The sequence below is a fragment of the Hymenobacter miniatus genome, assembly GCF_016427455.1.
In the GTDB taxonomy this organism is placed as follows: domain Bacteria; phylum Bacteroidota; class Bacteroidia; order Cytophagales; family Hymenobacteraceae; genus Hymenobacter; species Hymenobacter armeniacus.
On the sequence record NZ_JAELXR010000012.1, the window covers coordinates 31,908 to 55,890 of the forward strand.

Genomic DNA, 23,983 nt, shown 5'->3' on the forward strand with positions numbered 1-23,983 from the left:
GAATAAAATGAGTATCAAGACAGTCATTATTCCCTATCTTTAAGACTCAATCACTTATTCGCAACGCTTCACCCCCGCACGCCATGCCTTACACCTCTACGCTATTGCGTCGGCTCTTGCCGGCCCTTCTGCTCGGTAGCCTCGCCTTGTCGGCCTGCGAGCACCGCAAAGACTGCGACCCGCGCCCCAAAAACAAATGCGGCAGCACCCAGACGTCGTCGGGCACCAAGCCGGGCGGCAACTCGTAGGGTTACACTCACAGCCATGAAAAAGGGCTGGCACAAGTGCCAGCCCTTTTTCATGGCTATTTATCGAGGCAGCCGGCTACTAAAGCGCGGCCATTTCTTCGCGCACAAAGTCGGCCAGGGTGCGCAGGTACTCGGTGCTGAAATCGAAGCGAATGCCGGCCGCGGCGTAAATCTGGCCAATGGGCGCGGTGTAGCCCAGCGCTAGGGCGCGCTTGTAGGCGGCCAGGCCCTCGGCGGGGTTTTGGCGGAAGTTGCGCCACACGGCAATGGCGCCAAGCTGGGCCATGGCGTACTCGATGTAGTAGAAGGGCACTTCATAGAGGTGCAGCTGCTTCTGCCACAGGTAGGGCTTGAACGTTTCAAGCCCGGTCCAGTCCACGGTGCGCTGGTTGAACTCGTCGAAAATCTGCACCCAGCGGGCGTGGCGCTCCTCCTGGGTGTGGGTGGGGTTTTCGTACACCCAGTGCTGAAACTTGTCGATGGTGGCCACCCACGGGAAGGTTTCGAGCACGCTTTCGAGGTGCGTCTTCTTGGCGCGGCGCAGGTCCTCCGCATCGGGGAAGAACACGTGCCACTGGTCCATGCTCATCAGCTCCATGCTCATCGAGGCCAGCTCGGCCACTTCGGACGGCGGGTGCTTGTCGGCGCCCAGCGGCAGGCCGCGCGTAAGAAAGCTGTGCACGGCGTGGCCGCCTTCGTGCAGCATGGTCACCACGTCGCGCAAGGAGCTGGTGGCGTTCATGAAGATGAAGGGCACGCCGGTTTCGTCCAGTGGGTAGTTGTAGCCCCCGGGGGCTTTGCCTTTGCGGCTTTCCAGGTCGAGGTGGCCCATCTGGCGCATGGTGCGCAGGCAGTCGCCGAGGTAGGAATCGAGGTTTTGGAAGACGGTGATGGTTTTTTCCAGCAGTTCCTCGCCCGTGCCGAAGGGGCGCAGCGGCGGCTGGCCGCTGGGGTCCACGTCGAGGTCCCAGGGGCGCAGCGAGGGCAGGTTTAGGTCTTGGCGGCGCTCCAGGTCGAAGTCGTCGATGAGCGGCACCACCGTTTCGCGAATGGCCTGGTGGAAGTGGAAACAGTCCTGCGGCGTGTAGTCGAACCGGCCCAGGGCGGCAAACATGTAGTCGCGGAAATTGCCAAAGCCGGCGTTGAGGGCCACCTGGTTGCGCAGGCCGATGAGCTCGGTGAAAAGCTGGTCGAGCGGCTGGGCGTCCTGCAAGCGGCGGGCCTGAATGGCGCGCCAAGCGGTTTCGCGCACGGCCCGGTCGGGGTTCTTGAGGCGGTCGGCGGCCTGGGGCAGGGTCAGCTCCTGGCCGTCGAGAGTCACGTTCATGGCGCCCACGGTGGCGGCGTACTGCTGCTGCTTGGTGCTGATTTCCGTTTTCAGCGGAATGTTTTCGGCCCGATAAATCTCCGACGCCCGGCGCACGGAGCGCAGAAACACCCCGTAGCGCCGCTCGTCGAGGCCGGCCAGGTGCTCCGAGGCCAGCATCTTCTCGTTGAGGGCGTGGTCGTAGGGCGCCACCTGGGGCTCCACTTCGTTCACAAAATACTGAAAGGCTTCGGCGCGGGCGGGGTCCTGGGTGTCGCAGGTCATGCGGATGTAGCGCCAGGCCAGGTCCTCGCTCAGCACGGCTTCCAGCTCGGAGCGGTCGAGGAGCCAGCGCTCCAGCTCGGTGGCCGTGTAGATGGGCCGGTGCTGCAATTCCTGAAAGAACGGCTCGATGGCCGCCCAATCCGTGACGGTGAAGTCTTCGGGCAAATAGCCCCGCGGAGGCCGGCTGGTATCGGTGGCCGACTCGGCAGTGGGTTCAGCAAGTAGCATCATAAGTACAAGTATAGAAGGAGTAGCGGCGGACTCGGGCCCCGAACCGCAACCTACGCTTTACGAAACAAACACCGAGCGGGGTGAAGTTTTTTAGATTAAAAGGGGCTTAAATCCGACTCGTGCGGCCGGCCGGTTTGGTTTGCTGCCCTTAGCCGATTTCGATGACTACGCCGTCGGTCATGGGGTGGCCCACGCAGGTGAGGATGTAGCCCTGCTTTAGCTCGGAGTCGGACAGGCCTTCGCGCTCGTCCAGGTGCACTTTGCCGCTCAGGCATTTGCCGCGGCAGGCCGTGCACACGCCCGCCTGGCAGGAATATGGCAGGTCGATGTCCTGGTCGAGGGCGGTGTCGAGAATGGTTTGGCCGGCCGGTACTTCGATGACGTACTCGCTGCCTTCGTACTGCAGCGTGACCGAGCGGGTGGTTTTGGTGTCGTCGGCGGGGTTGGTCGACACGTCGCCGTGGCCGTTGGGCTGGGCCGCAATGAGCTCGGCGGTATCGGCGCTGGCCTGGAAGCTTTCGCGGCGCACGCGGGCTTCGGGCACGTTCAGCAGGGCCAGGGCGGCCTGGGCTTCGGCCATCAGCCCCTCGGGGCCGCAGAGGAAATACTCGGCCTGCTCGGCCGGGAACTGGTGGCGCTGCTCCAGAATGCGCAGCAGCATGGTGCGATTGAGGCGGCCGGTGTGGCGGTGCGGGCCCATGGGCTGCAGCGGCTGGCTATACACGTGCTCTACCTGCAGGTGGCCGTTGGACTTCGCTTCGAGCGCGGCCAGCTGCTGCTGAAAAATGACCGATTCCTCGTTGCGGTTGCCGTAAATAAGCAGCACGTGGCTCTGGGGCTCGGCCTGTACCACGGCCTTGAGCATGGACATGAGCGGCGTGATGCCCGACCCCGCCCCGATGAGCACCAACGAACGCGCGGCTTTGGGGCTGGGGCTGAGGGTGAAATTGCCGAGGGGTTCCATCACTTCCAACTGCTGGCCCACGCGCACGGTGTCGAGCAGGTAATTGCTCACCAGGCCACCGGGCACCCGTTTCACCGTCACGGACAGGCGCGGGGCGTCCTGCGGCGTGCTGCTGAGGGAATAGGCGCGGCGCTCTTTTTTGCCGCCGGGCCCGCAGGGCACAATCAGGGTCAGGAATTGGCCGGGGCGGCTGGCAATGGGCTGGCGGTCGGGCCGCTCAAGGTGAATGGTGACGGAATCGGCGGTTTCTTGGGTGAGGGCAACAACGGTGAGGGTGTGGTACATTCTGCAGGCAACTGAATAAGAGGGTGACGCCGGAACAATCGGGCGGGGCCGAGGTTCGCCGCGCGGCACGGGTACGTACGAAAAAAACCGTGTGCCCGGAGAAATTCCGGGCCGGCTTGCGCAGCAAAGGTAACTTGCCGCCGATGCCGGGCTTCATCCGGCCCGCGCTTCCTTGCCGCCTTACATGCTCACCACGCTGCTCCAACGCCACCAGGCCGATTTTGGCCCGGTCCTGCCCCTCGACCTCAACGGCCCCGACGTGGCCCGCCTCGACTTCTCGGCGCAAAACCCGCGCCTCGCCACCGCCGACCTGCGCGACACCGCCGCCTTTGGCCGGCTCGTCGACGCCGAGCTACAGTTGCAGCACGCCGCCATCGGCGTGGGCGGCTACCTCGAAAACCGCGTCATCTACCGCCGCAGCCCGCACTTCGGCCCCGGCGCGGTGGAAGAGCCCCGCTCCCTGCATTTGGGCGTGGACGTGTGGTGTCCGGCCGGCGTGCCCGTGCTCGCGCCCCTGCCCGCCACCGTCCACAGCCTCGCCGACAACAACAATTTCGGCGACTACGGCCCCACCGTCATTCTGCAGCACGAGTTGGAAGGCACTGTTTTTTTCAGTCTCTACGGCCACCTCAGCCGCCTGGAGTGGAGGAACTTGCGCGTAGGCCAGACGCTGGCCAAGGGCGAGGCTTTCGCCTCCGTCGGCCCCTTCCCCGAAAACGGCGACTGGCCGCCGCACCTGCATTTTCAGCTCATGGCTGACCTGGGCGGGCGCGTGGGCGACTTCCCCGGCGTGGCCCGGCCCAGCGAGCTGGCCACATGGGCCGCCCTGTGCCCCGACCCCAATCTCGTGTTGCAAAGCCGGTATATCTGAACCACGGATTCGTGCGGATTTTTCGGATTCCACGGATTTTGTGGACGGCACGGATACGGTCCGGGCTGTTCGGAAGTCTCCGTTTCAGCGTCAAATAACCAAAAAGGCCGTTCTTAGGAACGGCCTTTTTGGCATTAAGCATGCTGCGAAATCGTCCACAAAATCCGTGGAATCCGAAAAATCCGCACGAATCCGTGGTTCAGACTTAATCGAACTTGATAGCCACCACCGGCTTGATGCGCGCAATGAGGTAAGTCGGAATCAGCACGGCCAGCAGCGAGGCCACGAACGTGGCCACGTTGAGCAGGATGAGCATGCGCGGGTCCCACGAAATCGGCACCCGGTCCATGTAGTAGTTCTCCGGGTCGAGCGGAATGATGTGGAAGAAGTACTGCAACGCGCAGAATCCCACGGCAATGATGTTGCCGATGAGCATGCCGCGCACCGTGAGCGACAGCCCGCGGAAGAAAAACATGCGCCGAATCTGATTGTCCGTCGCGCCCAGCGCCTTCAGAATCCCAATCATGTTCGTGCGCTCCAGAATCATGATGAAAATGGTGGCCACCATGTTGAACGTGGCCACGAAAATTATCAGAATCAGGAAGATGATGACGTTGCGGTTCAGCAGCTGCAGCCAATCGAAAAGCTGGGCGTACTGGTCCGTGATTTTATCGATTTTGAGGTCGTAGGGCAGGCGTTCCAGAAACTTTTCTTCGGTTTTATCCAGGGCATCGAAGTTCTTGAGCACCACCTCCATGCCGCCCACCAGCGAGTCGGGCCAGGCCGGGGAGTTCAGCTCGCGAATCTGACGGATGTCGCCGATGACGTACACCTCGTCGAACTCGTCGAGGCCCGTGGAATAGATGCCGCTGACGCGAAACTGCCGGATGCGCGGCGGGTTCTGGATGAAGTAGAACAGGGCCTTGTCGCCCACGTTGAGGCGCAGCTTATCGGCCACCTTGCGCGAGAGCAGCACGTCCTCGCCGGCCGTGCTGTCGGGGAAGCCGATGAACTTGCCGCCCACCAGGTTCTGGCGCATGGGCGAGAGGCCGTCGGTTTCGGAAATGCCTTTCAGCACCACGCCCAGCACTTCGTCCTTGGTTTTGATGATGGCCGTTTTCACGGCGTAGGGCTGCGTCGACTTCACCTCCGGGAACTGGTGCAGCTCCTGCACCAAGCGCGGGCCGGCAATGGGGGCCACTTCGAGGGAGTTGTTGGTGTCGTAGCGCGAAATCTGCAGGTGGGCGCCAAACGAGAATATCTTGTTCTGAATCTCGTTGCGGAAGCCCTGCAGAATGGCAAACGACACCACCATCACCGCCAAGCCCATGGCAATGCTGATGATGGCTATTTTTGTAACCGACGCGGTAAAAGAGCCGGAATCGGCTCCTCCGTCGATTTTGTGCGAAATGTAGCGGGCGACATTCATTATTCGACCGTAAAGCTACGTTTCCGGCGCGTTCCGGCCACGCTGCGCGCTCGCATTGTGTGCGCCAATGCGTTGGACGCTTTTTTTACTTTCCTTTCCCCTGTTTCATGCTCGGCTTTTCCGCAAAATTCCTCCTCACGTCGCTGCTGGCTTTGCCCGCCTGCGCCACTTCGGCCCCGGCCGGGCAGGCTTCCGCCCCTCAAACCACGCCTCCCGGCACGGCCCCGGCCGCCCCGGCTCCGGCCGTGACCGTGGGCGCGCAGCGGCTGGATAAGTACCTGCCGCTGCTGAAAGGCAAGCGCGTTGGCCTCGTCATCAATCAAACCTCGCGGGTGGGCAATGCCTTTCTCGTTGACACGCTCAAAGCCCGCGGCGTGAACGTGACGGCCATTTTCGCGCCCGAGCACGGCTTTCGAGGCGAAGAAGCCGACGGCGCCACCATCAAGGACGGGCGCGATGCCCGCAGCGGCGTGGCCGTGCGCTCGGTGTACGGCAAAACCAAAAAGCCCACGCCCGAAATGCTGGCCGACGTCGACGTGCTGGTGTTCGACATTCAGGACGTGGGCGCGCGCTTCTACACCTTCATCAGCACGCTGCACTACGTGATGGAAGCGGCGGCGGAGCTGAAAAAGCCCGTCATCGTGCTCGACCGCCCCAACCCCAACGGCGACCTCGTGGACGGCCCCATGCGCGAGGCGGCCCACCAATCCTTTGTCGGCCTCGACCCGCTGCCCATTGCCCACGGCCTCACCGTGGGCGAGCTGGCCCAGATGATAAACGGCGAAAAGTGGCTGGCCGGCGGCCTGCGCTGCCAGCTCACCGTCATTCCGCTGGCCAGCGGCTACACCCACGCCACGGCCTACCACCTGCCCGTGCGCCCCTCCCCCAACCTGCCCACCGACCACGCCGTGCGGCTCTACCCCAGCATCTGCCTGTTTGAGGGCACCAACGTGAGCGTGGGCCGCGGCACCGCCACGCCGTTTGAGGTCATTGGTAGCCCCTCGCAGCCGGCATCGCGGCCGTATTCGTTCACGCCCGCGCCCAACCCCGGCTCGCCCACGCCGCCCATGAAGGGCCAGCTCTGCTACGGCCTCAACCTGGCCAGCGCCCCCGCCCGCGAAAACGGCGGCCTGGTGCTGAAATACCTGCTCGACTTTTACCAGCAAAGCACCGACAAGGCGCATTTCTTCGGCAAGTATTTCGAGGAGCTGTCGGGCACCACGGCGCTGCGCGAGCAGATAATAGCGGGCAAGAGCGAAGCCGATATCCGCGCCTCGTGGAAGCCGGGCCTGGACCGGTTCAGGACGCTGCGGAAAAAGTACCTGCTCTACCCAGAGCGGTAGGTGGCGCGGCCTTTCACGGGCCCGGCGTTTTCTTTGCCCCATGAACGCACCCCTCCGCCTGATTTTCATGGGCACCCCCGATTTTGCCGTGCCCACCCTGGAAAGCCTGCTGGCCTGGCCCGGCGGGCAGGTGGTGGCCGTCGTCACGGCGCCGGACCGGCCCGCCGGGCGCGGCCGGCAGCTGCAGGCTTCGGCGGTGAAAGCGGCGGCCGAGGCCCACGGCCTGCCCGTGCTGCAGCCCACCAATTTGAAGTCGCCGGAATTTCAAGCCGAATTGAAGAGCTACGCCGCCGATTTGCAGGTGGTGGTGGCGTTCCGCATGCTGCCCGAAGCGGTGTGGAACATGCCCCGGCTGGGCTCCATCAACATTCACGGCTCGCTGTTGCCGCAGTACCGCGGCGCGGCCCCCATCAACTGGGCCCTGATGCACGGCGACCAGGAAACGGGCGTGACGTCCTTCTTCCTGCGCCATGAAATCGACACCGGCGACCTGATTTTGCAGGAACGGGTGCCCATTGCGCCTGACGACGACTTTGGCAGCCTCTACGGCAAGCTGAAGCACGTGGGCGCGGCCCTGGCCCGCCGTTCGGTGGAGGCCATTGCCGCCGGCACGGCCCCCAGCACCCCGCAGGAAATGCGCGCCGACCTGCGCCCCGCGCCCAAGCTGCAGAAGGAAACGGGCCGGCTCAATTTCACGCGCCCGGCTGCCGAGCTGGTGAACTGGGTGCGGGGCCTCTCCCCCGTTCCCACCGCCTTCGCGGTCCTGCCCGACGGCCGCCTGCTGAAGATTTTCCGCGCGAAAGCGCTGCCCGCCGACGAAGCCGGCGCCCCCCTGGCCGCGCCCGGCACCTGGGCTTCCGATGGCCGCACGTTTCTGCGCGTGGCCGCCGCCGATGCCTGGTTGGATTTGCTGGACGTGCAGCTGGAGGGGAAGAAGCGCATGCCCGTGGCCGAATTGCTGCGCGGGTTTAAACTGCCTGCGTAAGCTGCGCGCAGCACGCGGGTCCTTTTTCATTTTAACCAGACAAACCGATGGTTTCTTTCGTAGTGGCCGTGGCCGAAAATGGCGTTATCGGCGCTAAGGGCGAATTGCCCTGGGGCCGCCTGCCCGCCGATTTGCAGCATTTCAAACGACTCACGCTGGGCCACCCCGTGGTGATGGGCCGCCGCACCTACGACAGCCTCGGCCGGGCCCTGCCCAAGCGCCCCAACATCGTCGTTACGCGCCAGGCCGGCTGGAGCGCGCCCGGCTGCGAAACCGCGGCCTCCGTGCTGGCCGCGCTGGACCGTGCCCGCGAGCTCGACGAGGAAGTGTGCGTCATCGGCGGCGGAGAAATCTACAAGGAAGCCCTGCCCGCCGCCGACGTCATTTACCTCACCGAGGTGCACCATAGCTTCGAGGGCGATGCCTTTTTCCCAGCGCTGAGCCCCACCGAATGGCGCGAAGAAACCCGCGAGCGCCACGAGGCCGACGAGCAGCACGCTTACGCCTTCAGCTTCGTGACGTTGCGGCGGCGCTAAAGCACGCGGAGTTGTCGCAACAAAAAAGGCAGCCTGATGGGCTGCCTTTTTTGTTTGCCGGCGCAGGTGCTACCGCATGAGCACCAGCTTGCCCCAGTCGTTTTTGAAGGCCTGGTCGCCGGCGGTGGCGCGGTGCTTAAAGTCGCCGTTGGGGTCGTCGAGCGCCACGCGGTAGAGGTAGGTGCCGTTGGCGAGGCGGTCGCCGTAGGTGTCGGTGCCGTCCCAGGCGTACTCCGAGATGTTGTTGCCGATGTGCAGCGGACCCAACTCGCTCATGAAAATCTCGCGGACCACACGGCCGGTGAGGCTCATAATCTGAATTTTCATGTTGGTGGGCAGCTGCTGGCCGGTCAGGGTGAACACGAAGCGGGCCTTGCTCACCACCGGGTTGGGGTACGGGTACACGTTGGAAATCTGCGAGGTGCTCACCACTTCAAATTTCACCTGGAACTCCTGCGTGCCGGCGGCCGAATTGCTGGGGTCGCGGCCCTGCACTTTCAGCGTGTACATGCCATCGGCCAGCGGGGCGCTTTGGCCGGGCTCGTACGTGAGCGTGGCCAGGCTGCCGTTGCTGGTGTCGACGGTGAAGCGCACGTTGCTGCCCGACAGGTTCACGGGCGTGCCGGCGCCGGCCTGGCCCGGGCCCTGCAGCGTGACCGTGAAGGCCGACGCGCTGGTGATGTGCTGCAGCTTGTCTTCGTCCTTCAGCTGAATGGTGATGACCGGCCGCGCCGACACCAACTCGCCGTTGAGGATGTGGCGGCCGTCGACGGCCACGTCCAGCACCGGCGGCAGGTTGGGGTCGGCCACGCAGAACTGGGCCAAATTCAGCTCGTTGTTGAACAGGTTTTGCTCGGGCTGCGCGTTCGGCGTGGGGTTTACGGTCACTTTGGTCGTGTAGCAGCCAAACACGCCCAGCATGGGCACTTTGGCCAGGAACGTCACAACGGAATCGCCCTTTACCTGGCGCGGAAGCGTGACGTACACCGGCGGGCGCGTCACGTTGCCCTGGGTCAGCTCCACCTTGGCCCGCAGCGGCGTGCCAAAGCTGAACGGCGTCACGTTCTCGAAGACCACCGGGATACTGAGTGTGCCCGTGCTCAGCGCCTGTGCCGTGAGGGCGGCGGGGTCGTAGGCATTGGCGGGTTGGGCCAGGTCGCGGCGCACCACCCCTTCAGGCACGCCCTGGTAGGTAATGAACCACTCTTTCAGCTGCGGCGCCTGACGGCGGGTCGTGTCCTGCATGGTCAGCTCCAGCTGCAGGTTGGGGTACTGGCGGGCCGAAATCGTGCTCAGCGAGTAGCCGCCGCGGCTGGGCGAGCCGGCCGGTACGCTGGCCACCAGCACCTGGCTGTTGCCCAGCGTGTCGATGCCAATCACCTTGAGGGTGTAGCTGCTCGTGGCATTGGGCTCGCGCTGAATCCAGTGGTAGAGGTTTTCCCAGCTCTTGGCCGGGCCAATGCGCACCGACGTGATGGTGCCGCGCGTGGTGGGCGTACGCAACGTATCCGAGAAGCTGATGATTTGGCTGTAGCGCGGGCCGGCGGCCGTGGCGGTGCTGGGGCCTTGCTCGCGTATCAGGCGGCCGCCGCCAGCGCGCTTCTGGGCCAGCAGCGTGAAGGGGTCGCCGTTCTGCAACTGGTTCACCATCTGCGAGCCCAGCAGCGAGCTGAAGGCGGCGCGCACGCTGGTCAGGCTCGGCCAGCGCAGGCGGTTCATGCTCACCACGGCCACGTAAGCGCCATTGGGCACCGCCGCCAGGAAGGCGTTTAGCTGGGCTTGCCGAGCGGCGCTGTTGTTGAGGGTGTTGAGGGTATCGCCGGCGTTGGTGGGGTCGGTGCCGAAGATGTAAAACTGCTGGGCGCCCTGGCCGCAGGTGCCCGGGGCGGGCAGGCCGGCGACCGGGCGTAGCGTGCGCTCATCGTACACCGCTACCAATAGGTTGGGCGTGTTGCGGGCACACAGGCTCAGCGTGGGCGGCGCCAGCACGTTCGCAATGATGCCCAGGCCCGACGTGGCAGAGAACGTAGCCGCTGCCCCCGGCAGTCCACCGCCCGCGGTGCGCAGCAGAAGAGGCGTGTTTTGAGTACTGAAAGCCCAGCGGCCCGACGGCGACACCTCCACGCCCGTGCGCTGGTCGCGCCGGAACTGGGCAAAGTGGCTTTGCGACCACCCGCCGGCGGCGCGGCCCTGAATGATGCGGAACGAGCTCACGGCCCAGTTCGGGTCTTCGTCGGCCGTAGGCGCCTGGAAGCGCACGCGCCAGTACCACACTACACTGTCGCGCCCGGCCACCGAAGGCAGCGTGGGCCGCCAGCTGGGCGTGAGGGTGGCCGTTACGGGGCCGGAAGCCCGCTTCAGGGAGCTGCCAAACGCCGCGCTGGTATCGGCTTCAAACTCGTAGACTCGGGAGGTACCCAGCGGGTCGTTGGTCTGGGCCACCAAGCGGGGCGTATTGTTGCCCACGATGGCAAATTCTACCGGGTGCAGGGTAGTTATACCGCCCCGCAGAAAAGTGTAGTTGATGAACGCAATGTTGTTGGTTTCGTCGCTTTCGGCCACGACGTTGTTGTAGTCGATTTCCACTTTAAAAGTGTTGACGCCAAATACGTTGACGCCTGTTGGGTTCGGTAGCCGGAAATCGTAGGTACCGCTGCCCTGCGGGCCTTGCGCGAAGGTTTTGGTGTACACCAGCGACGCGTTGGCCCCCACCGTGCGCGTCACTCGAATCCGCACCGAGTCGGTGGTGACGCGGCGCGGGTTGCTCACGCCGATGAGCAGCGAGAAAGTATTGGAGTTGGCCGTCACGGTCATGTCCGGTGCCACGGGCCGGATGCCGAGCGTGGCGTTGCTCACCTGAAAATCCGGCAGGGCTGGCGCGTAGAGCGAGATGGCTGGGTCGCCGTGCCACACGGTGCCCAGCAGCTGCTCGGTGGCAATGTCGTCGGGGTTCGAGGCCGGGTTGAACACACCACCTGGCGCGCGCTGCAGCTGGCGCACGGTTTCGTTGTACACCGCCGTGAAGGGCTTGCCGAACCAATTGGGGTCGTTGTAGAGAAGCTTGGTGTACAGGTCTTTGGAGATATCCAAGTAGCCGTCGAAGCCGAAGCCCGTGGTGCCCATGCAGCCAATGGCCCCTTTGTTGGCCGAAAACAGCCAATCTTCGAAGAATGTGGGCGAATTAACGTACAGGTCTCCGGCAAAACAGCCGTCGAACATCATCACCGGGTACTTGCCGGGGTTGTTGTACGTCGGGTTTTTTGTCGGCGTGCCAATGTCCAGGGCGAAAGACGTGTTGGAACCGTGGCCGAAATATTGAATAACGCCCAGGCCAGCGTTGAGGTCCTGCGTGATGTCGGCGTCTACCAGCAACGAATTACCCACGGGGTTCACCACCTGCCGCTCGATGGTGTTCACCACCCGGCCCCCGAATAACGGGCTCTCCGCATGCTGCTTGTATTTGTCCACGTATCCTTTGAAACGCACAAATTCAAACGTGTTGTTGCCGCCCGTGAGGTGCAGCACATTTTTTCGCCAGGGCTGGTCGCCGGCCCGTTCGTATTCGCGTAGCTTGTTGAGGTACGTCATAACCTGAGCTGGAGTGGTCACGGTGAGGCGCCCGGTGTTCAGCTTCGCGGCGAAGTCGTTGTTGGCAAAGTCAGCCGTCAGCAGGTTGTCCGACACCGACCGTGTGCTGGTCGGCACCAAGTCGATGCCCCGAGCGCCCAATGTGCGCGGCGCGTTTTGAATGGGGGTAAAAAACCGGTTTCCGCCATCTGAGGGCTCAATGCCTTTGCCCAGCAGCAGCAGGTAACGCTGGCTGCCGGCGGGGCTGGCCGCGGCCATCCAACGGGCAAAGTGCCGCATGGCCAGCCACGACCGGTCGCCGTAGCCAAACTGGTCGTAGAGCTGAAACGTGGTCACCATCAACGTGTCGTAGCGCGCAAGGCCGGAACCGGGGTTGGCGCGGTACTTGGCGTATTCGAGGGCAGCATTAGCGGCGCCGGCCGCTGGCTTCATGAGCTGCGGGTGCGTGATGATGATGAAGTTGGCCAGCGCGGGGTTGATGGTCCGGAACGTAACGCGCTGGGCCGGCAGCGGCGGCTTGGCCAGGGCCGCTTCATCGGCCAGCCACAGCGTGTGAGTGGCCGCGGCATTGGCATCGGGAAACACAAAGCGGCGGCGTGTGCCACTGGCGGTGCTCACCACGCGCTGCACGTTGTAAAAATCCTGCACGTCGAAGCCAGCCACGGTGGCTGGAATTGAGTCGTTCTCGAACTCGTAAGTGGCCGGCCCAGCCAGTGTGGAGTCGTTTTGAAACGCGACGCTGTGCCGGTTCTTAAACCACCGATTGTTTTGGGGCACAATGAAGCGCACGTAAGACGAATAAAAATCGTCGCCGGGCAAAGCCGATGAGTGCAGCCGGGTGGTGATGCGAATCCGGCCGTCAGAACCCACATCGGAGCGCTGTAGCGGAAACGTTTGCCGGTAGCGCGTGCGCCCGTTCCAGCGCATCACGCCGAGGCTTCGCAGATTGGTTGCCGGGCCCACCAATACTTCCACGGCGTGAGCCGTGGAGCTACCGGAAGCAGTGGTAGTTGCCCCGTACAACATTACTTCGACCTTGGGCACCGGTCCGGTGGAAGCTACGCCCCAAATAAGCGAGTCGGAAGGCACTTCCGAGAGCCCCCCGCCGTTGAAGTAGCCCTCGGCCGGTTCAATCCACGGCAGATACACGTCGGCTGTACTGGGCAACTCAATGTAAAAGCCGATGCGCAGGTTGAGCTGGTTGTGAATGCGGTGCGGGTGCACTGCCCCGCCAGCAGCCGTGGGCTGGGCCATGTGCCGCCCCTGCACCCCCGCCTTCCAGGTGATGAAGTAGCTGGCCGTGTCGGTGTAGTAATTGTAGTACTGGTGAGGCTGGTCTTGCGGGCGCTTGTAAAGTTCCACGTCGAGCTTGCCGTCGTTGTGCACGGCGTAAAACTCGATGAAGGACGTGGGGTCCAACGAAGTCTGGTTGCCCCCTACGTACGTGGCTATCTCGCGGCCCCGGCGCCAGATTTGGAGTTGGTTGGGAGCCACGCCCGTGATGCCGGCCTGGGTCAGGTACTGATAGTCGAGCTTATAGAGGCCGTCTTTCAGGATTTTAACCTTGTAATACGTCTGGCCCGGTACAATCCATTCGTTGCCGACCTGGGCCGGGGTTTGCGCGTGTGCCGGGGCCCAACCCAGCCACATGACCAATGCCAGCACCCACAACCCCCAACGCTGCGACAACTGCACGTAGTTTTTACACATATTTTCTCTGGTAGATATTGACATCGTTAAACAACGGACAGCCCGGCCCACGGCAAGGCTGCCGGCCCGGAATTATTTAAAGCCGTAGCCGAGCGACACAATCAGCGAGTTGGTTTGGGAGGTGCTGCCCAGCTTTTCCACGGCCAGGCGCGACAGCGCCAGGTCGACGCGCAGGCCGCTGACGGCCACGCCCGCACCCAGGCTGTACTGCCCCTTCCAATTGCTTTCGTACTCGTTGTTGGCGTTTTTGGTGAAGCTCTGAATCTTCTGAAAGTTGCCGGCGCCGCCGCGCAAGAACACCAGGTTTTTGTAGCCGATTTCCAGGCCCACGCGCGGGTCCACGCTCACGGCGCTGCTCGAAACCAGGGTATTGCGCTTGCCGTCGGTGGTGGCTTCCAGGTCCACGGCCAGCAGGGCCGAGAACTGCTTGGGCAGCTCTACGCGCCGGCCAATGCCCAGCACGAGGCGCGGCAACGTGATTTCGGCGCTGTTGGTCGGGATGGTGTCCGTTTTGGCCAGGGTGCTGGTGAGGCCCTTGCGGTACTCGTCGGCGTTGATGGTCCACTGCGTGAACGTGGTGGTGATGTCGCGCGCCATCAGGCCCATGTTCCACCCCTTGTGGTTGTACTGCACGCCCGCGTCGATGCCAAAGCCGTAGCCTTTGCCGAAGTCGCCGACGTTGCGGTAGATGATTTTTGCGTTGGCGCCCACGCTCAAGCCTTCCACTTGGGTCACCTTGCGGGCGTACGACACCAGCAGGGCGTAGTCGGCCACCGAGAAGTAGGTGATGCGGTCGTAGTGCACGCCGCCGTATTCGTCGAGCAGGGAGCGGGTATCGGCAATGTTGTCCACGCCCAGGCGCATCACGCTCACGCCAATGGCGCTTTTGTCGTCGAGCGGGGTCGAGAAGGCCGCGTAATCGTTTTTCACGATGCCCGAAAACAGCTCGGAGTGCATCAGCACCGCGTCGTATTTGCGGGTTTGGTTGGCCAGGCCGGCCGGGTTCCAGTAGCCGGATGTGGCGTCGCTGGCCAGGCTCACCTGCACCTTGCCCATGCCCAGGGCTCGGGCGCCCACGCCAAGGTTGAGGAATTCGTTGCTGTATTTGGGCGCTTTGGTTTGGGCCGCTGCCGGCAAGGCCAGCGCAACCGTGGCACCCAGCACAAGCAGCCCGCGGGCAGCCGAGGAAAGTTGGGACATAGAAAGGTAGTGAAGAGGTTTTGCGCCGTCGCAACGCAAGTTACTCCAAGTTAGTGCGTCAGGCCCGCGAATTTCGGGCCAACTGCGGCCAGCGGCCCGCCCCGGCCATATACGGCGGCGCCCGCCGGCCCGGATGGCCCCGCCCCGGCCCTGAGCGCATGGCCGTCCGGCCGGTTAGGCAAGGCGTCGACGGCCCCTGCCATTTATGGAAAGCCAGTGGCCGGCAAAATATTTTCGAAAATTTTCCTGCTGATTATCAATAGATAAAATAATTTTTTACCAAATAGCAATGAATTATTCATCCAGTACCTTGCGTTGCAAAGTACCTACCATACATTTGTACTGTTTCTCACCCACTAGTAATTCGCAACGCCCATGAAACTCGAGAACACCCAGGTTCAGATGCGCAAGGGAATCCTTGAGTTCTGCATTCTGGAAATCATCGCCCGCGGCGAAGCCTACGCCTCCGACATGCTGGAGGAGCTGACTTCGGCCCGCATGATAGTGGTGGAGGGCACCCTCTACCCGCTCCTGACGCGCCTGAAAAACGCCTCGCTCCTGGACTATGTCTGGAAGGAGAGCACCAGCGGCCCGCCCCGCAAATACTACACCCTGACCGATACCGGTCGCCAGTTCCTCAACGAGCTGCGCGACACCTGGGAGGAAATGGCCACGTCGGTGGGCATCATCCGGCACAGCGCGCCACCCAAGCCAGTTGCCTGAGTTCCGTCTTTTTCCTTCCCCACTCACCAGCATTAAACGGCCGTTTTTCAGCCATTTACCATGAAAAAGAACATCAGCATCAACCTGCAAGGGATTATCTTTCACATCGAGGAAGACGGTTTTGAGGTGCTCAGCCGCTACCTGGCCGAAGTGAAAGCGCACTTTGCCAACTACCGCGGCCACGAGGACATTGTGGCCGACATCGAGGGCCGCATTGCCGAGCTCTTTTCGGTGCGCCTCTCCCCCATGCAGCAGGTCATCACGCTGGACGACGTGAACGCCATGATGGCCAAGATGGGCCGCGTGAGCGACTTCGCCCCCGACGCCGACGAGGACGACGAAGCCCCCGAAACGGCGTACGCCGCGGGCTCGTCGGCCAACGCTTCGGCTGGCTTCGGCGGCGCCGCCACGGCGGTGCCCCCCGCCGCCACGGCCACCACGGAAACCGGCCCCAAGCGCCTGTACCGCGACATGGCCAACCGCAAGATTGCGGGCGTGGCCGCGGGCATTGCCCAATACTTCGCCGTGAACCCGCTCTGGATTCGGCTGGCCTTCGTGTTCGGCACCCTCTTCTCGCCGGCCATCAACGTGTGGTCGCGCCACAACGCCCGGGTCGACTTCGGGGGCTGGGTGGTGCTGGGCTACATCATTCTCTGGATACTGCTGCCCAAGCGCTACGACGCGCCTGCCCACCCCGAGGCGCTGTTAAACTCGGGCCCGCTGGCCGGCCGCCGCTTGTTTCGCGACACCGGCACCGGCAAGGTGGCGGGCGTGGCCGCTGGCCTGGCTGCCTACTTTAACATCGACGTGACCCTGGTGCGCGTGATTTTGCTAGCCGGCCTGTTCGCGGGCGGCTTCACCTTCCTGCTCTACGTCATCCTGTGGATAGTCTTGCCCGAGGCCAAAACGGTCTCGGACAAGCTGCGCATGCGCGGCGACGACATCACGCTCGAAAGCTTTGACAGCAGCGCCCGCAACAACGCCTTTGCCCAGGACGGCCCCGCCACCACCAACCGCCCCGTGGGCGCTTTCGTGGAAGATGCGGCCCGCACCTTGCAGCCGGCCGTCAATTTCGTGGGCTCGTCCATCCGGGTGGTGGCCGGCATCTTGCTCACCCTCACGGGCTTTGGCCTGCTGGTGGCGCTGGCCATTGGCCTGGGCGCCGGCATCGGCCTGCTGCCCCACTCCCAGAACATTGTGCTGGGCGACGCCCCGGCCCACGTGATGCTGAACGGCGTGCCCCAGTGGGGCCTGCTGGCCGGCTTCCTGGCCCTGGGCATTCCGGCCCTGTCGCTGCTGCTGGGCGGGCTCAACCTGCTGTTCCGCCACTCGTTCATGAACCGCACGGTGAGCTTGTCGCTGCTGGGCCTGTGGCTGCTGAGCGTGGTGGGCGTGGTGACGGCCGTGGCCCAGCAAAGCCGCGAGTACCAATACGATGCCCAAGTGGAGCAGTTGGAGCGGTTCCCCAAGCTCAGCACGCCGGTGCTGCTGCTGGACGCTCGCCACGTTGACCGCCAATGGGAGCAGCACGTGGACCTGCGCCTGGTTGCCGCCGACAGCGGCAGCGTGCTGGAAGTGCTGCGCACCATGGGCGCAAAGGGCTCGAGCGAGGCCGTGGCCCGGCGCAACGCCCTCACCAGCATCGATTACACGGTCCGGACCAGCGGCGACTCTTCGCTGGTGCTCGACGACCATTTTTCCTTCTTGCCCGATGCCCGCTACCGCAACCAGGAGCTGACCGTGACCCTGCGCCTGCCCCGCGACCGTACCTTCCGCCTCGGCCGCGACTTTGCCTACGACCTGCTCGGCGACGACAACTTCGTGGACAACCGCCGCCCCAAAGACCCCGAGCAGCACCGCTACCGCCTCAGCGGCAACAAGCTGGAATGCATTGGCTGCACCGACGAGCAACTGGGCAAAGACGAGGACGACTCGGACGCGAATATTGACATCGACGACAGCAACGGCGACAACGGCGACGAGGACAACGACGGCGACGACAGCAAAAGCGGCATCACGCTGAACTACGGCGGCGCTCCGTCCTTCGACACCGACCTGAACAGCTACGGCGGCGGCCGCCGCAACTTCGACGAGTCCGGCTTCAGCCGGGTGAGCGTGGTGGGCGGCTACCGCGTGGTGGTGCGCCACGGCGACGCCTTCAAAATTGAAGCCGCCGGCAACGAGGGCGTGCTCAGCGACATCCGGGTGGAGCGCGACGGCGACGAACTGCAAATCAAATCCCGCAACAACACCTCCCTCTTCGGCCGCCGCTGGAGCAACGACGAAAAGAAAGTCCTCATCGTCGTCGACATGCCCCGCATCGAGCGCATCGAGCTGGCCGGCTCGGTGCAGGCCGACCTCGGCGGGTTCGACCGCCAGGACGAGCTGCGCGTGGAGCAGGCCGGCGCCAGCCACCTGCGCCTCAATGGCAACTACGGCACCCTGAAACTCAACCAAGCCGGCGCCTGCCGCACCACCGCCACCGGCCAGGCCGACGTGCTGGACCTCGACGCCGCCGGGGCCTGCGAGCTGGCCGCCGCCAACCTGCAAACCCGCACCGCCACCGTGGACGTGGCCGGCGTATGCAAAGCCCGCGTCAACGTGACCGAAAGCATTAAGGGCGAGGCCGTGGGCGCCAGCGAAATTGCCTACAGCGGCCAGCCCAAAAACGTGGACATGGACTCCACGGGCCCGTCCAGCGTCAAGCGCCTGTAGCCAAAATCTTTTGGGTTAAGAAATTAATACCAGGCAACTTTTTCCGTATACCTGCATCTATGCCCCCGAATACAAGAAGTCAGGCTTAGTTTGGTGAGTGAACGACGCCTCCTTCCGGAGCCAGTCCCATGGCCGCCCCCTGCTGCAACAGGAAGGCCAGGGCTGGCTCCATTTCGTTTTTGATGGTGCCTTCCAGAATAGCCTCCATCACCGCCTCTTTGAGCTGGCCCACCTGCCGCGAAGGCTTCAGGCCAAAGGTTTCCATGATGATTTCGCCGGTGATGACGGGCTTGAAATTGCGCAGGTGGTCTTTCTCTTCCACCTCCTTCAGCTTCTCCTCCACCTGCGTAAAGTTGCGGAGGTAGCGTTCCTTCTTCGTGTGGTCCTTGCTGGTGATGTCGGCCCGGCACAGCAGCATCAGGCGGTCGATGTCGTCGCCGGCCTCGAACAGCAGGCGGCGCACGGCCGAGTCGGTCACGGTTTCCTTCACCAGCGCGATGGGGCGCAGGTGCAGCCGCACCAGCTTCTGCACCATGCGCATCTCCTCGCCCAGCGGCAGCTTCAGGTCGGTGAAGATGCCGGGCACCCAGCGCGCGCCCTTGTCCTCGTGGCCGTGGAAGGTCCAGCCCACTTTGGGGAAGTAGCGCTTGGTGGCGGGCTTGGCGATGTCGTGCAGCACGGCGGCCCAGCGCAGCCACAGGTCGCCGCCGGCGTTGGCTACGTTGTCGAGCACTTGCAGGGTGTGGTAGAAATTGTCTTTGTGGGCGTGCGTGCCCACTTTTTCCACGCCGTGCAGCTGCGCCATCTTCGGGAAGATGAGTTGCAGCAGCCCCGTCTGAAACAGCAGCTTGAAGCCATAGCTCGGCGTGGGCGACTCGATTATCTTGTTCAGCTCGACGGTGATGCGCTCCTGCGACACAATCTTGATTCGGTCTTTATTCCGAATAATGGCGTCGAACGTATCGGGCTCGATGTCGAAGTTGAGCTGCGAGGCAAAGCGCACGGCGCGCATCATGCGCAGCGGGTCGTCGGAGAAGGTCACGTCGGGCCCCAGCGGCGTGCGGATGGTTTTGCTGGCCAGGTCATTCATGCCCTCGTAGCGGTCGACCAGCTCGCCGAAATTCTCAGGATTGAGGCTGATGCCTAGGGCGTTGATGGTGAAGTCGCGGCGGGCCAGGTCTTCTTCCAAGGTGCCGGCTTCCACTTCGGGCTTGCGGCTTTCGGCGCGGTAGCTTTCCTTGCGGGCACCCACAAACTCGATGTCGCCCGCCTCCTGAGTCGGCAGCATGGCCGTGCCGAAGTTCTTGAACACCTGCACCCGGCCGCGGCCTTTCAGCCGGGCGCCCACGGCCTGCGCCAGCGCAATGCCGTCGCCCACCGTCACCACGTCAATGTCCTTGCTGTCGCGGCCCAGCGCCAAGTCCCGCACGTAGCCGCCAATGACGTAGGCGGGCTGCTTTAGCTCAGCGGCGGCTTCGGCGATGGTGCGAAAAATGGGCAGTTCGGGCAGTTGAGGCGTCTTCATGCCTGCAAAGGTCGGCACGGGTTTTATTCCCGCACCACTTCCAGCTGGCCGCCATCCCCCAGCCGCACCACGCGCGAGGGGGCCACGCGGGTATCGTCGTCCTGCCGCCAGTTCACCACGTGGTCGACGCCGCGCACAATGGCCGGGTCCACTTCGGCGTACACGGCGGGCGTGGGCTCGCCGGCTTTGTTGGCCGAAGTCGAGACGAGGCCGTGCCCCAACCGGCGCACCACTTTGTGGCAAAACTCGTCTTTCACCACGCGCAGGCCCACGGTGCCGTCGGGCGCCACCAGCTCGGGGGCCACGGCGCGCCCGGCCGGCACGATGTAGGTGGTGGGACGGGTGTCCGTCGCCAGCATGGCTTCCAGCTCGGCCGGCACGTCGGGGGCGTAGCGCTTCATCATAGCAAAGTCGGCCACCAGCACAATGCTGGGCTTGCCGGCCTCCCGGCCCTTGAGCTTGTACAGCTGCTTCACGGCGGGCGGCGCCTCGGCGTCGCAGCCCACGCCCCACACGGTGTCGGTAGGATACAGAATGACTTGCTGCAGCAGCAGGGCATCCACGGCGGCATCTACTTCTTGTTGGAAACGGTTCATGCGATGGGAAGCTTGTAGCGCGGACCCTGCGAGTCCGCGCATGGCGGGAAATGGTGACGTTCGTTCAGGCGCGGACTCGCAGAAGCCACGCTACTTGATGCTCTGGCAAAGCTCCACCAATACGCCGGCCGCACTCTTTGGGTGCACGAAACACACCAGCTTATTATCGGCGCCGCGCTTGGGTGCCTCGTTCAGCAGCACGAAGCCCTCCCCTTTCAGCCGTGCCATTTCGGTGTGAATGTCGTCTACTTCAAACGCGACGTGGTGAATGCCTTCGGGCTTTTTGGCCAGAAACTTCGTAATGGCGCTGTCGGGCGAGGTGCCGGCCAGCAGCTCAATTTTGGAGCCGCCGACCTGGAAGAAGACGGTATCCACGGCTTCGCTGGCCACGTGCTCCTTCTTGTAGGGCGCGGCGCCGAGCAGGGTGGTGTAGAGGGCCGTGGCGGCTTCGAGGTCGTACACGGCCAGGCCGAGGTGTTCGAGGTTGGTAAGCATGCGGAATTGAGAAAGGCTGCGCAGGGGCCGCTGGCATAGAAAAAGCCGGGTTTTGCCCGGCATTTTGGGCCAGCGCCGCAAGTCGGCGCATTTCCTTATTTAGATTGTATCTACTTTTGTGAAACCAAAGAAAACTGATTGCCCCGGAACCGTGTTCTAGCTGGGTATCGGCTTTTCGCTGGTTTCCCACTTGTCACTACTGCTGCGCGCAATGCTAAAGCTCCCTATTTACCTCGACAACAACGCCACCACGCCCCTCGACCCGCGGGTGCTGGAGGCCATGATGCCTTACCTGACCGAAGTATTCGGCAACGCTGCTTCGCGCAACCACCCCTTCGGCTGGGCCGCCGAGGAAGCCGTGGACTATTCCCGCGAGCAGATTGCCAAGCTCATCAACTGCGACCCCAAGGAAATCATCTTTACCTCGGGCGCTACCGAGTCCGACAACCTTGGCATCAAGGGCGTGTTTGAGATGTACAGCCAGAAGGGCAACCACGTCATCACCGCCACCACTGAGCACAAAGCAGTGCTCGACACCTGCAAGCACATCGAGAAGCTGGGTGGCCGCGTGACCTATCTGCCCGTGAACGAGCAGGGCCTCATCAGCCTTGAAGAGCTGGAAGCCGCCATGACGCCCCAGACCATTCTGGTGACCATCATGTACGGCAACAACGAGACGGGCACCATCCAGCCCATCCGCGAAATCGCCAAAATTGCCCACAGCCACGGCGCCCTGTTCATGACGGACGGCACCCAGGCCGTGGGTAAAATTCCGGTGGACGTCATCGCCGACGGCATCGACATCATGGCCTTCACGGCCCACAAGATGTACGGCCCGAAAGGCGTGGGCGCCCTCTACGTGCGCCGCAAGAACCCCCGGGTGAAAGTAACCGCCCAGATGGACGGCGGCGGCCACGAGCGCGGCATGCGTTCCGGCACCCTGAACGTGCCCGGCATCGTGGGCCTGGGCAAGGCCTGCGAGCTGGCCATGCAGGAAATGGCTGCCGACACCGCCCGCCTCTCGGCCATGCGCGACCGCCTCGAGCGCGAGCTGCTAACCTTGGAAGAAAGCTACGTAAACGGTTCGCGTGAGCACCGCCTGCCGCACGTTACCAACATCAGCTTCAAGTACGTGGAAGGCGAAGGCTTGATGATGGGCGTGAAGGACCTGGCCGTATCTTCCGGCTCGGCTTGCACCTCGGCCTCGCTGGAGCCTAGCTACGTACTCAAGGCCCTGGGCCTGAGCGACGACCTGGCGCACTCTTCATTGCGTTTCGGCCTAAGCCGCTTCACCACCGACGAGCAAATCGACTACGCCATCAACCACGTAAAAGAAGCCGTGACCAAGCTCCGCGAAATGTCGCCCCTGTGGGAGATGTTCAAGGAGGGCGTCGACCTCAGCAAGATTGAGTGGGCAGAACACTAGGGAGTTAAGAGTTAAAAGTTATGAGTTAGGAGTTTTTCTTGCCTCATGCTTTTAACCGTGCTAACTCATAACTTTTAACTTTTAACTCATAACTCAAAATGGCTTACTCCGATAAGGTTATCGACCATTACAGCAACCCCCGCAACGTGGGCACGCTGGACAAAAGCAAAAAGAACGTAGGCACCGGCCTCGTGGGCGCGCCTGAGTGCGGCGACGTGATGCGCCTGCAAATCGAGGTGGATGAAGCCACCAACACCATCACCGACGCCAAATTCAAAACCTTCGGCTGCGGCTCGGCCATCGCGTCGTCGTCGCTGGCTACGGAGTGGTTGAAAGGCAAAACCGTTGACGAGGCGCTGGCCATCGACAACATGGAGATTGTGGAAGAACTGGCCCTGCCGCCCGTGAAAATCCACTGCTCGGTGCTGGCCGAGGACGCCATCAAGTCGGCCATCTCGGACTACCGCGTGAAAAACGGCCTGCCCGCGCTGGAGCTCTCGCACCACTAATCAACGAGTGAATTTTGAATGGGTGAATGAGTGAATGGGCTGCGGCCACTTCGCTTGTTCACCCATTTTTTCATTCCTCCCATTCACGCATTTATCCATTCGCTCATTGCATAATGACCGACGAATTTGAAGCAGCCCGGCTGCAACGCGAGATTCAGCAATACCTGGGCCTGACGCCGGAACAGCTGCGGTTTGATTTTCGGGAAGTGGAAGGCCAGACCCGCCTCGACCTCGTCACGGTGAACCCGCGCCACCAGCAGAGCTTCCTGTTCCGCTACGAAACGGGGCGCGACGAAACCGAGACGCTGCAGAAAATGCTGGACTACGTGAAGCGCTTCCGCGACACCGAAAGCTCTTACACGCTGCAGTGGCGCACCCGCGGCGACCGGGAGCTGCAAACGTCTTACTTCCGTGCCCACAACGTGTATGAGGCCCTTGATAAGCTGTATTTCGGCCGCGACCTGAACGCCATCACGGTATTTAGCGTGGTACTGAACCCTAGCTCGTAAAAGGAACCGCCCTTGCGGCAGCCCGATTGAACAAAGGATTCATCATCCTTGTTTATAATTTGTCTAAATTGCGCTCCCATTCCCGTAAGCTAAGCGAGGCCTGTCCTCTCCTATTGCCATGATTACCGTTTCTGATAAAGCCAAAGAGAAAGTGACGCGCCTGATGCACGACGCGCACCTCGACGATACCTACCGCCTGCGCGCTTCGGTGGCCGGCGGCGGCTGCTCGGGCCTGAGCTATAAGCTGGACTTTGACAACGAAGTGCGGCCCATGGACCAGGAGTTTGAGGACAAGGGCGTGCGCGTGGTGGTCGACATGAAGAGCTTCCTCTACCTGGCCGGCACCGAGCTCGACTTTTCCGACGGGCTGAACGGCAAAGGCTTCCAGTTCAACAACCCCAACGCTTCGCGCGAGTGCGGCTGCGGCGAGAGCTTCTCCGTCTGAACCACGGATTCGTGCGGATTTTTCGAATTCCACGGATTTTGTGGGCGGCTCAAATCTAG

The 23,983-nt window shown here is 63.0% G+C and carries 19 protein-coding genes; 11 read left to right on the forward strand and 8 right to left on the reverse strand.

Going from position 1 to position 23,983, the window contains the following annotated elements:
• Window positions 1–83 precede the first annotated feature (83 nt).
• Window positions 84–248: a hypothetical protein gene (locus JAO73_RS17535; protein ID WP_198978441.1), complete on the forward strand. Its 165-nt coding sequence runs from the start codon at window positions 84–86 to the stop codon at window positions 246–248.
• Window positions 249–327: 79 nt separating this feature from the next.
• Here the strand turns inward: JAO73_RS17535 and JAO73_RS17540 are convergent, their stop codons facing one another.
• Together JAO73_RS17540 and JAO73_RS17545 are read right to left on the reverse strand one after the other, a co-directional pair.
• Entirely contained in the window at window positions 328–2,070 is a 1,743-nt protein-coding gene (locus JAO73_RS17540; protein ID WP_233169266.1) for a M3 family oligoendopeptidase, read from the reverse strand.
• Window positions 2,071–2,218: 148 nt separating this feature from the next.
• Window positions 2,219–3,319: a ferredoxin--NADP reductase gene (locus JAO73_RS17545; RefSeq protein WP_198978442.1), complete on the reverse strand. Its 1,101-nt coding sequence runs from the start codon at window positions 3,317–3,319 to the stop codon at window positions 2,219–2,221.
• 184 nt (window positions 3,320–3,503) lie between these two features.
• On the opposite strand from JAO73_RS17545, the gene JAO73_RS17550 reads away from it, so the two are divergent.
• Complete coding sequence (locus JAO73_RS17550) at window positions 3,504–4,190, forward strand: peptidoglycan DD-metalloendopeptidase family protein (RefSeq protein ID WP_198978443.1); 687 nt, start codon at window positions 3,504–3,506, stop codon at window positions 4,188–4,190.
• Window positions 4,191–4,395: 205 nt separating this feature from the next.
• On the opposite strand, the gene JAO73_RS17555 is transcribed toward JAO73_RS17550, so the two are convergent.
• Window positions 4,396–5,619, reverse strand: a complete 1,224-nt coding sequence (locus JAO73_RS17555; RefSeq protein ID WP_198978444.1) for an ABC transporter permease — start codon at window positions 5,617–5,619, stop codon at window positions 4,396–4,398.
• Window positions 5,620–5,726: 107 nt separating this feature from the next.
• On the opposite strand from JAO73_RS17555, the gene JAO73_RS17560 reads away from it, so the two are divergent.
• The 3 genes from JAO73_RS17560 to JAO73_RS17570 are packed head-to-tail and all read left to right on the forward strand — an operon-like array spanning window position 5,727 to window position 8,483.
• Complete coding sequence (locus JAO73_RS17560) at window positions 5,727–6,962, forward strand: exo-beta-N-acetylmuramidase NamZ family protein (RefSeq protein ID WP_198978445.1); 1,236 nt, start codon at window positions 5,727–5,729, stop codon at window positions 6,960–6,962.
• A gap of 40 nt (window positions 6,963–7,002) precedes the next feature.
• Window positions 7,003–7,947 (forward strand): methionyl-tRNA formyltransferase, encoded by a 945-nt coding sequence (gene fmt / locus JAO73_RS17565; RefSeq protein ID WP_198978446.1) that lies wholly within the window; start codon window positions 7,003–7,005, stop codon window positions 7,945–7,947.
• A 47-nt stretch (window positions 7,948–7,994) separates the two neighbouring features.
• Entirely contained in the window at window positions 7,995–8,483 is a 489-nt protein-coding gene (locus JAO73_RS17570; RefSeq protein WP_198978447.1) for a dihydrofolate reductase, read from the forward strand.
• A gap of 69 nt (window positions 8,484–8,552) precedes the next feature.
• Here the strand turns inward: JAO73_RS17570 and porU2 are convergent, their stop codons facing one another.
• Together porU2 and JAO73_RS17580 are read right to left on the reverse strand one after the other, a co-directional pair.
• On the reverse strand, window positions 8,553–13,781 hold the full coding sequence (gene porU2 / locus JAO73_RS17575; RefSeq protein ID WP_198978448.1) for a putative type IX secretion system sortase PorU2: 5,229 nt from the start codon (window positions 13,779–13,781) through the stop codon (window positions 8,553–8,555).
• A gap of 72 nt (window positions 13,782–13,853) precedes the next feature.
• Complete coding sequence (locus JAO73_RS17580) at window positions 13,854–14,981, reverse strand: putative type IX sorting system protein PorV2 (RefSeq protein WP_198978449.1); 1,128 nt, start codon at window positions 14,979–14,981, stop codon at window positions 13,854–13,856.
• 375 nt (window positions 14,982–15,356) lie between these two features.
• Between JAO73_RS17580 and JAO73_RS17585 the strand changes: the two genes are divergently transcribed.
• Complete coding sequence (locus JAO73_RS17585; protein ID WP_190923994.1) at window positions 15,357–15,704, forward strand: PadR family transcriptional regulator; 348 nt, start codon at window positions 15,357–15,359, stop codon at window positions 15,702–15,704.
• Between the two features lie 60 nt (window positions 15,705–15,764).
• On the forward strand, window positions 15,765–18,419 hold the full coding sequence (locus tag JAO73_RS17590; protein WP_198978450.1) for a PspC domain-containing protein: 2,655 nt from the start codon (window positions 15,765–15,767) through the stop codon (window positions 18,417–18,419).
• An 85-nt stretch (window positions 18,420–18,504) separates the two neighbouring features.
• On the opposite strand, the gene JAO73_RS17595 is transcribed toward JAO73_RS17590, so the two are convergent.
• The 3 genes from JAO73_RS17595 to mce all read right to left on the reverse strand — a co-directional run bounded on the left by JAO73_RS17595 (window position 18,505) and on the right by mce (window position 21,035).
• Window positions 18,505–19,944: a CCA tRNA nucleotidyltransferase gene (locus tag JAO73_RS17595; protein ID WP_198978451.1), complete on the reverse strand. Its 1,440-nt coding sequence runs from the start codon at window positions 19,942–19,944 to the stop codon at window positions 18,505–18,507.
• Between the two features lie 23 nt (window positions 19,945–19,967).
• Complete coding sequence (locus tag JAO73_RS17600) at window positions 19,968–20,540, reverse strand: L-threonylcarbamoyladenylate synthase (protein ID WP_198978452.1); 573 nt, start codon at window positions 20,538–20,540, stop codon at window positions 19,968–19,970.
• 90 nt (window positions 20,541–20,630) lie between these two features.
• Window positions 20,631–21,035 (reverse strand): methylmalonyl-CoA epimerase, encoded by a 405-nt coding sequence (gene mce, locus JAO73_RS17605; protein WP_198978453.1) that lies wholly within the window; start codon window positions 21,033–21,035, stop codon window positions 20,631–20,633.
• 211 nt (window positions 21,036–21,246) lie between these two features.
• Here mce and JAO73_RS17610 point away from each other — a divergent pair, with 211 nt between their 5' ends.
• The 4 genes from JAO73_RS17610 to JAO73_RS17625 all read left to right on the forward strand — a co-directional run bounded on the left by JAO73_RS17610 (window position 21,247) and on the right by JAO73_RS17625 (window position 23,924).
• On the forward strand, window positions 21,247–22,461 hold the full coding sequence (locus tag JAO73_RS17610; RefSeq protein WP_198978454.1) for an IscS subfamily cysteine desulfurase: 1,215 nt from the start codon (window positions 21,247–21,249) through the stop codon (window positions 22,459–22,461).
• Between the two features lie 98 nt (window positions 22,462–22,559).
• Complete coding sequence (gene iscU / locus JAO73_RS17615) at window positions 22,560–22,970, forward strand: Fe-S cluster assembly scaffold IscU (protein ID WP_190923982.1); 411 nt, start codon at window positions 22,560–22,562, stop codon at window positions 22,968–22,970.
• Between the two features lie 113 nt (window positions 22,971–23,083).
• On the forward strand, window positions 23,084–23,479 hold the full coding sequence (locus JAO73_RS17620) for a hypothetical protein (RefSeq protein WP_198978455.1): 396 nt from the start codon (window positions 23,084–23,086) through the stop codon (window positions 23,477–23,479).
• A 118-nt stretch (window positions 23,480–23,597) separates the two neighbouring features.
• Window positions 23,598–23,924, forward strand: coding sequence for a HesB/IscA family protein (locus tag JAO73_RS17625; protein WP_046244758.1), 327 nt, complete (start codon window positions 23,598–23,600; stop codon window positions 23,922–23,924).
• Window positions 23,925–23,983 lie beyond the last annotated feature (59 nt).

What these genes read in the sequence shown, in the direction of transcription:
- JAO73_RS17535 (WP_198978441.1), top strand. Translation starts at nt 84, where the DNA reads ATGCCTTACACCTCTACGCTATTGCGTCGGCTCTTGCCGGCCCTTCTG.
- JAO73_RS17540 (WP_233169266.1), bottom strand. Translation starts at nt 2,070, where the DNA reads ATGATGCTACTTGCTGAACCCACTGCCGAGTCGGCCACCGATACCAGC.
- JAO73_RS17545 (WP_198978442.1), bottom strand. Translation starts at nt 3,319, where the DNA reads ATGTACCACACCCTCACCGTTGTTGCCCTCACCCAAGAAACCGCCGAT.
- JAO73_RS17550 (WP_198978443.1), top strand. Translation starts at nt 3,504, where the DNA reads ATGCTCACCACGCTGCTCCAACGCCACCAGGCCGATTTTGGCCCGGTC.
- JAO73_RS17555 (WP_198978444.1), bottom strand. Translation starts at nt 5,619, where the DNA reads ATGAATGTCGCCCGCTACATTTCGCACAAAATCGACGGAGGAGCCGAT.
- JAO73_RS17560 (WP_198978445.1), top strand. Translation starts at nt 5,727, where the DNA reads ATGCTCGGCTTTTCCGCAAAATTCCTCCTCACGTCGCTGCTGGCTTTG.
- fmt (WP_198978446.1), top strand. Translation starts at nt 7,003, where the DNA reads ATGAACGCACCCCTCCGCCTGATTTTCATGGGCACCCCCGATTTTGCC.
- JAO73_RS17570 (WP_198978447.1), top strand. Translation starts at nt 7,995, where the DNA reads ATGGTTTCTTTCGTAGTGGCCGTGGCCGAAAATGGCGTTATCGGCGCT.
- porU2 (WP_198978448.1), bottom strand. Translation starts at nt 13,781, where the DNA reads ATGTGTAAAAACTACGTGCAGTTGTCGCAGCGTTGGGGGTTGTGGGTG.
- JAO73_RS17580 (WP_198978449.1), bottom strand. Translation starts at nt 14,981, where the DNA reads ATGTCCCAACTTTCCTCGGCTGCCCGCGGGCTGCTTGTGCTGGGTGCC.
- JAO73_RS17585 (WP_190923994.1), top strand. Translation starts at nt 15,357, where the DNA reads ATGAAACTCGAGAACACCCAGGTTCAGATGCGCAAGGGAATCCTTGAG.
- JAO73_RS17590 (WP_198978450.1), top strand. Translation starts at nt 15,765, where the DNA reads ATGAAAAAGAACATCAGCATCAACCTGCAAGGGATTATCTTTCACATC.
- JAO73_RS17595 (WP_198978451.1), bottom strand. Translation starts at nt 19,944, where the DNA reads ATGAAGACGCCTCAACTGCCCGAACTGCCCATTTTTCGCACCATCGCC.
- JAO73_RS17600 (WP_198978452.1), bottom strand. Translation starts at nt 20,540, where the DNA reads ATGAACCGTTTCCAACAAGAAGTAGATGCCGCCGTGGATGCCCTGCTG.
- mce (WP_198978453.1), bottom strand. Translation starts at nt 21,035, where the DNA reads ATGCTTACCAACCTCGAACACCTCGGCCTGGCCGTGTACGACCTCGAA.
- JAO73_RS17610 (WP_198978454.1), top strand. Translation starts at nt 21,247, where the DNA reads ATGCTAAAGCTCCCTATTTACCTCGACAACAACGCCACCACGCCCCTC.
- iscU (WP_190923982.1), top strand. Translation starts at nt 22,560, where the DNA reads ATGGCTTACTCCGATAAGGTTATCGACCATTACAGCAACCCCCGCAAC.
- JAO73_RS17620 (WP_198978455.1), top strand. Translation starts at nt 23,084, where the DNA reads ATGACCGACGAATTTGAAGCAGCCCGGCTGCAACGCGAGATTCAGCAA.
- JAO73_RS17625 (WP_046244758.1), top strand. Translation starts at nt 23,598, where the DNA reads ATGATTACCGTTTCTGATAAAGCCAAAGAGAAAGTGACGCGCCTGATG.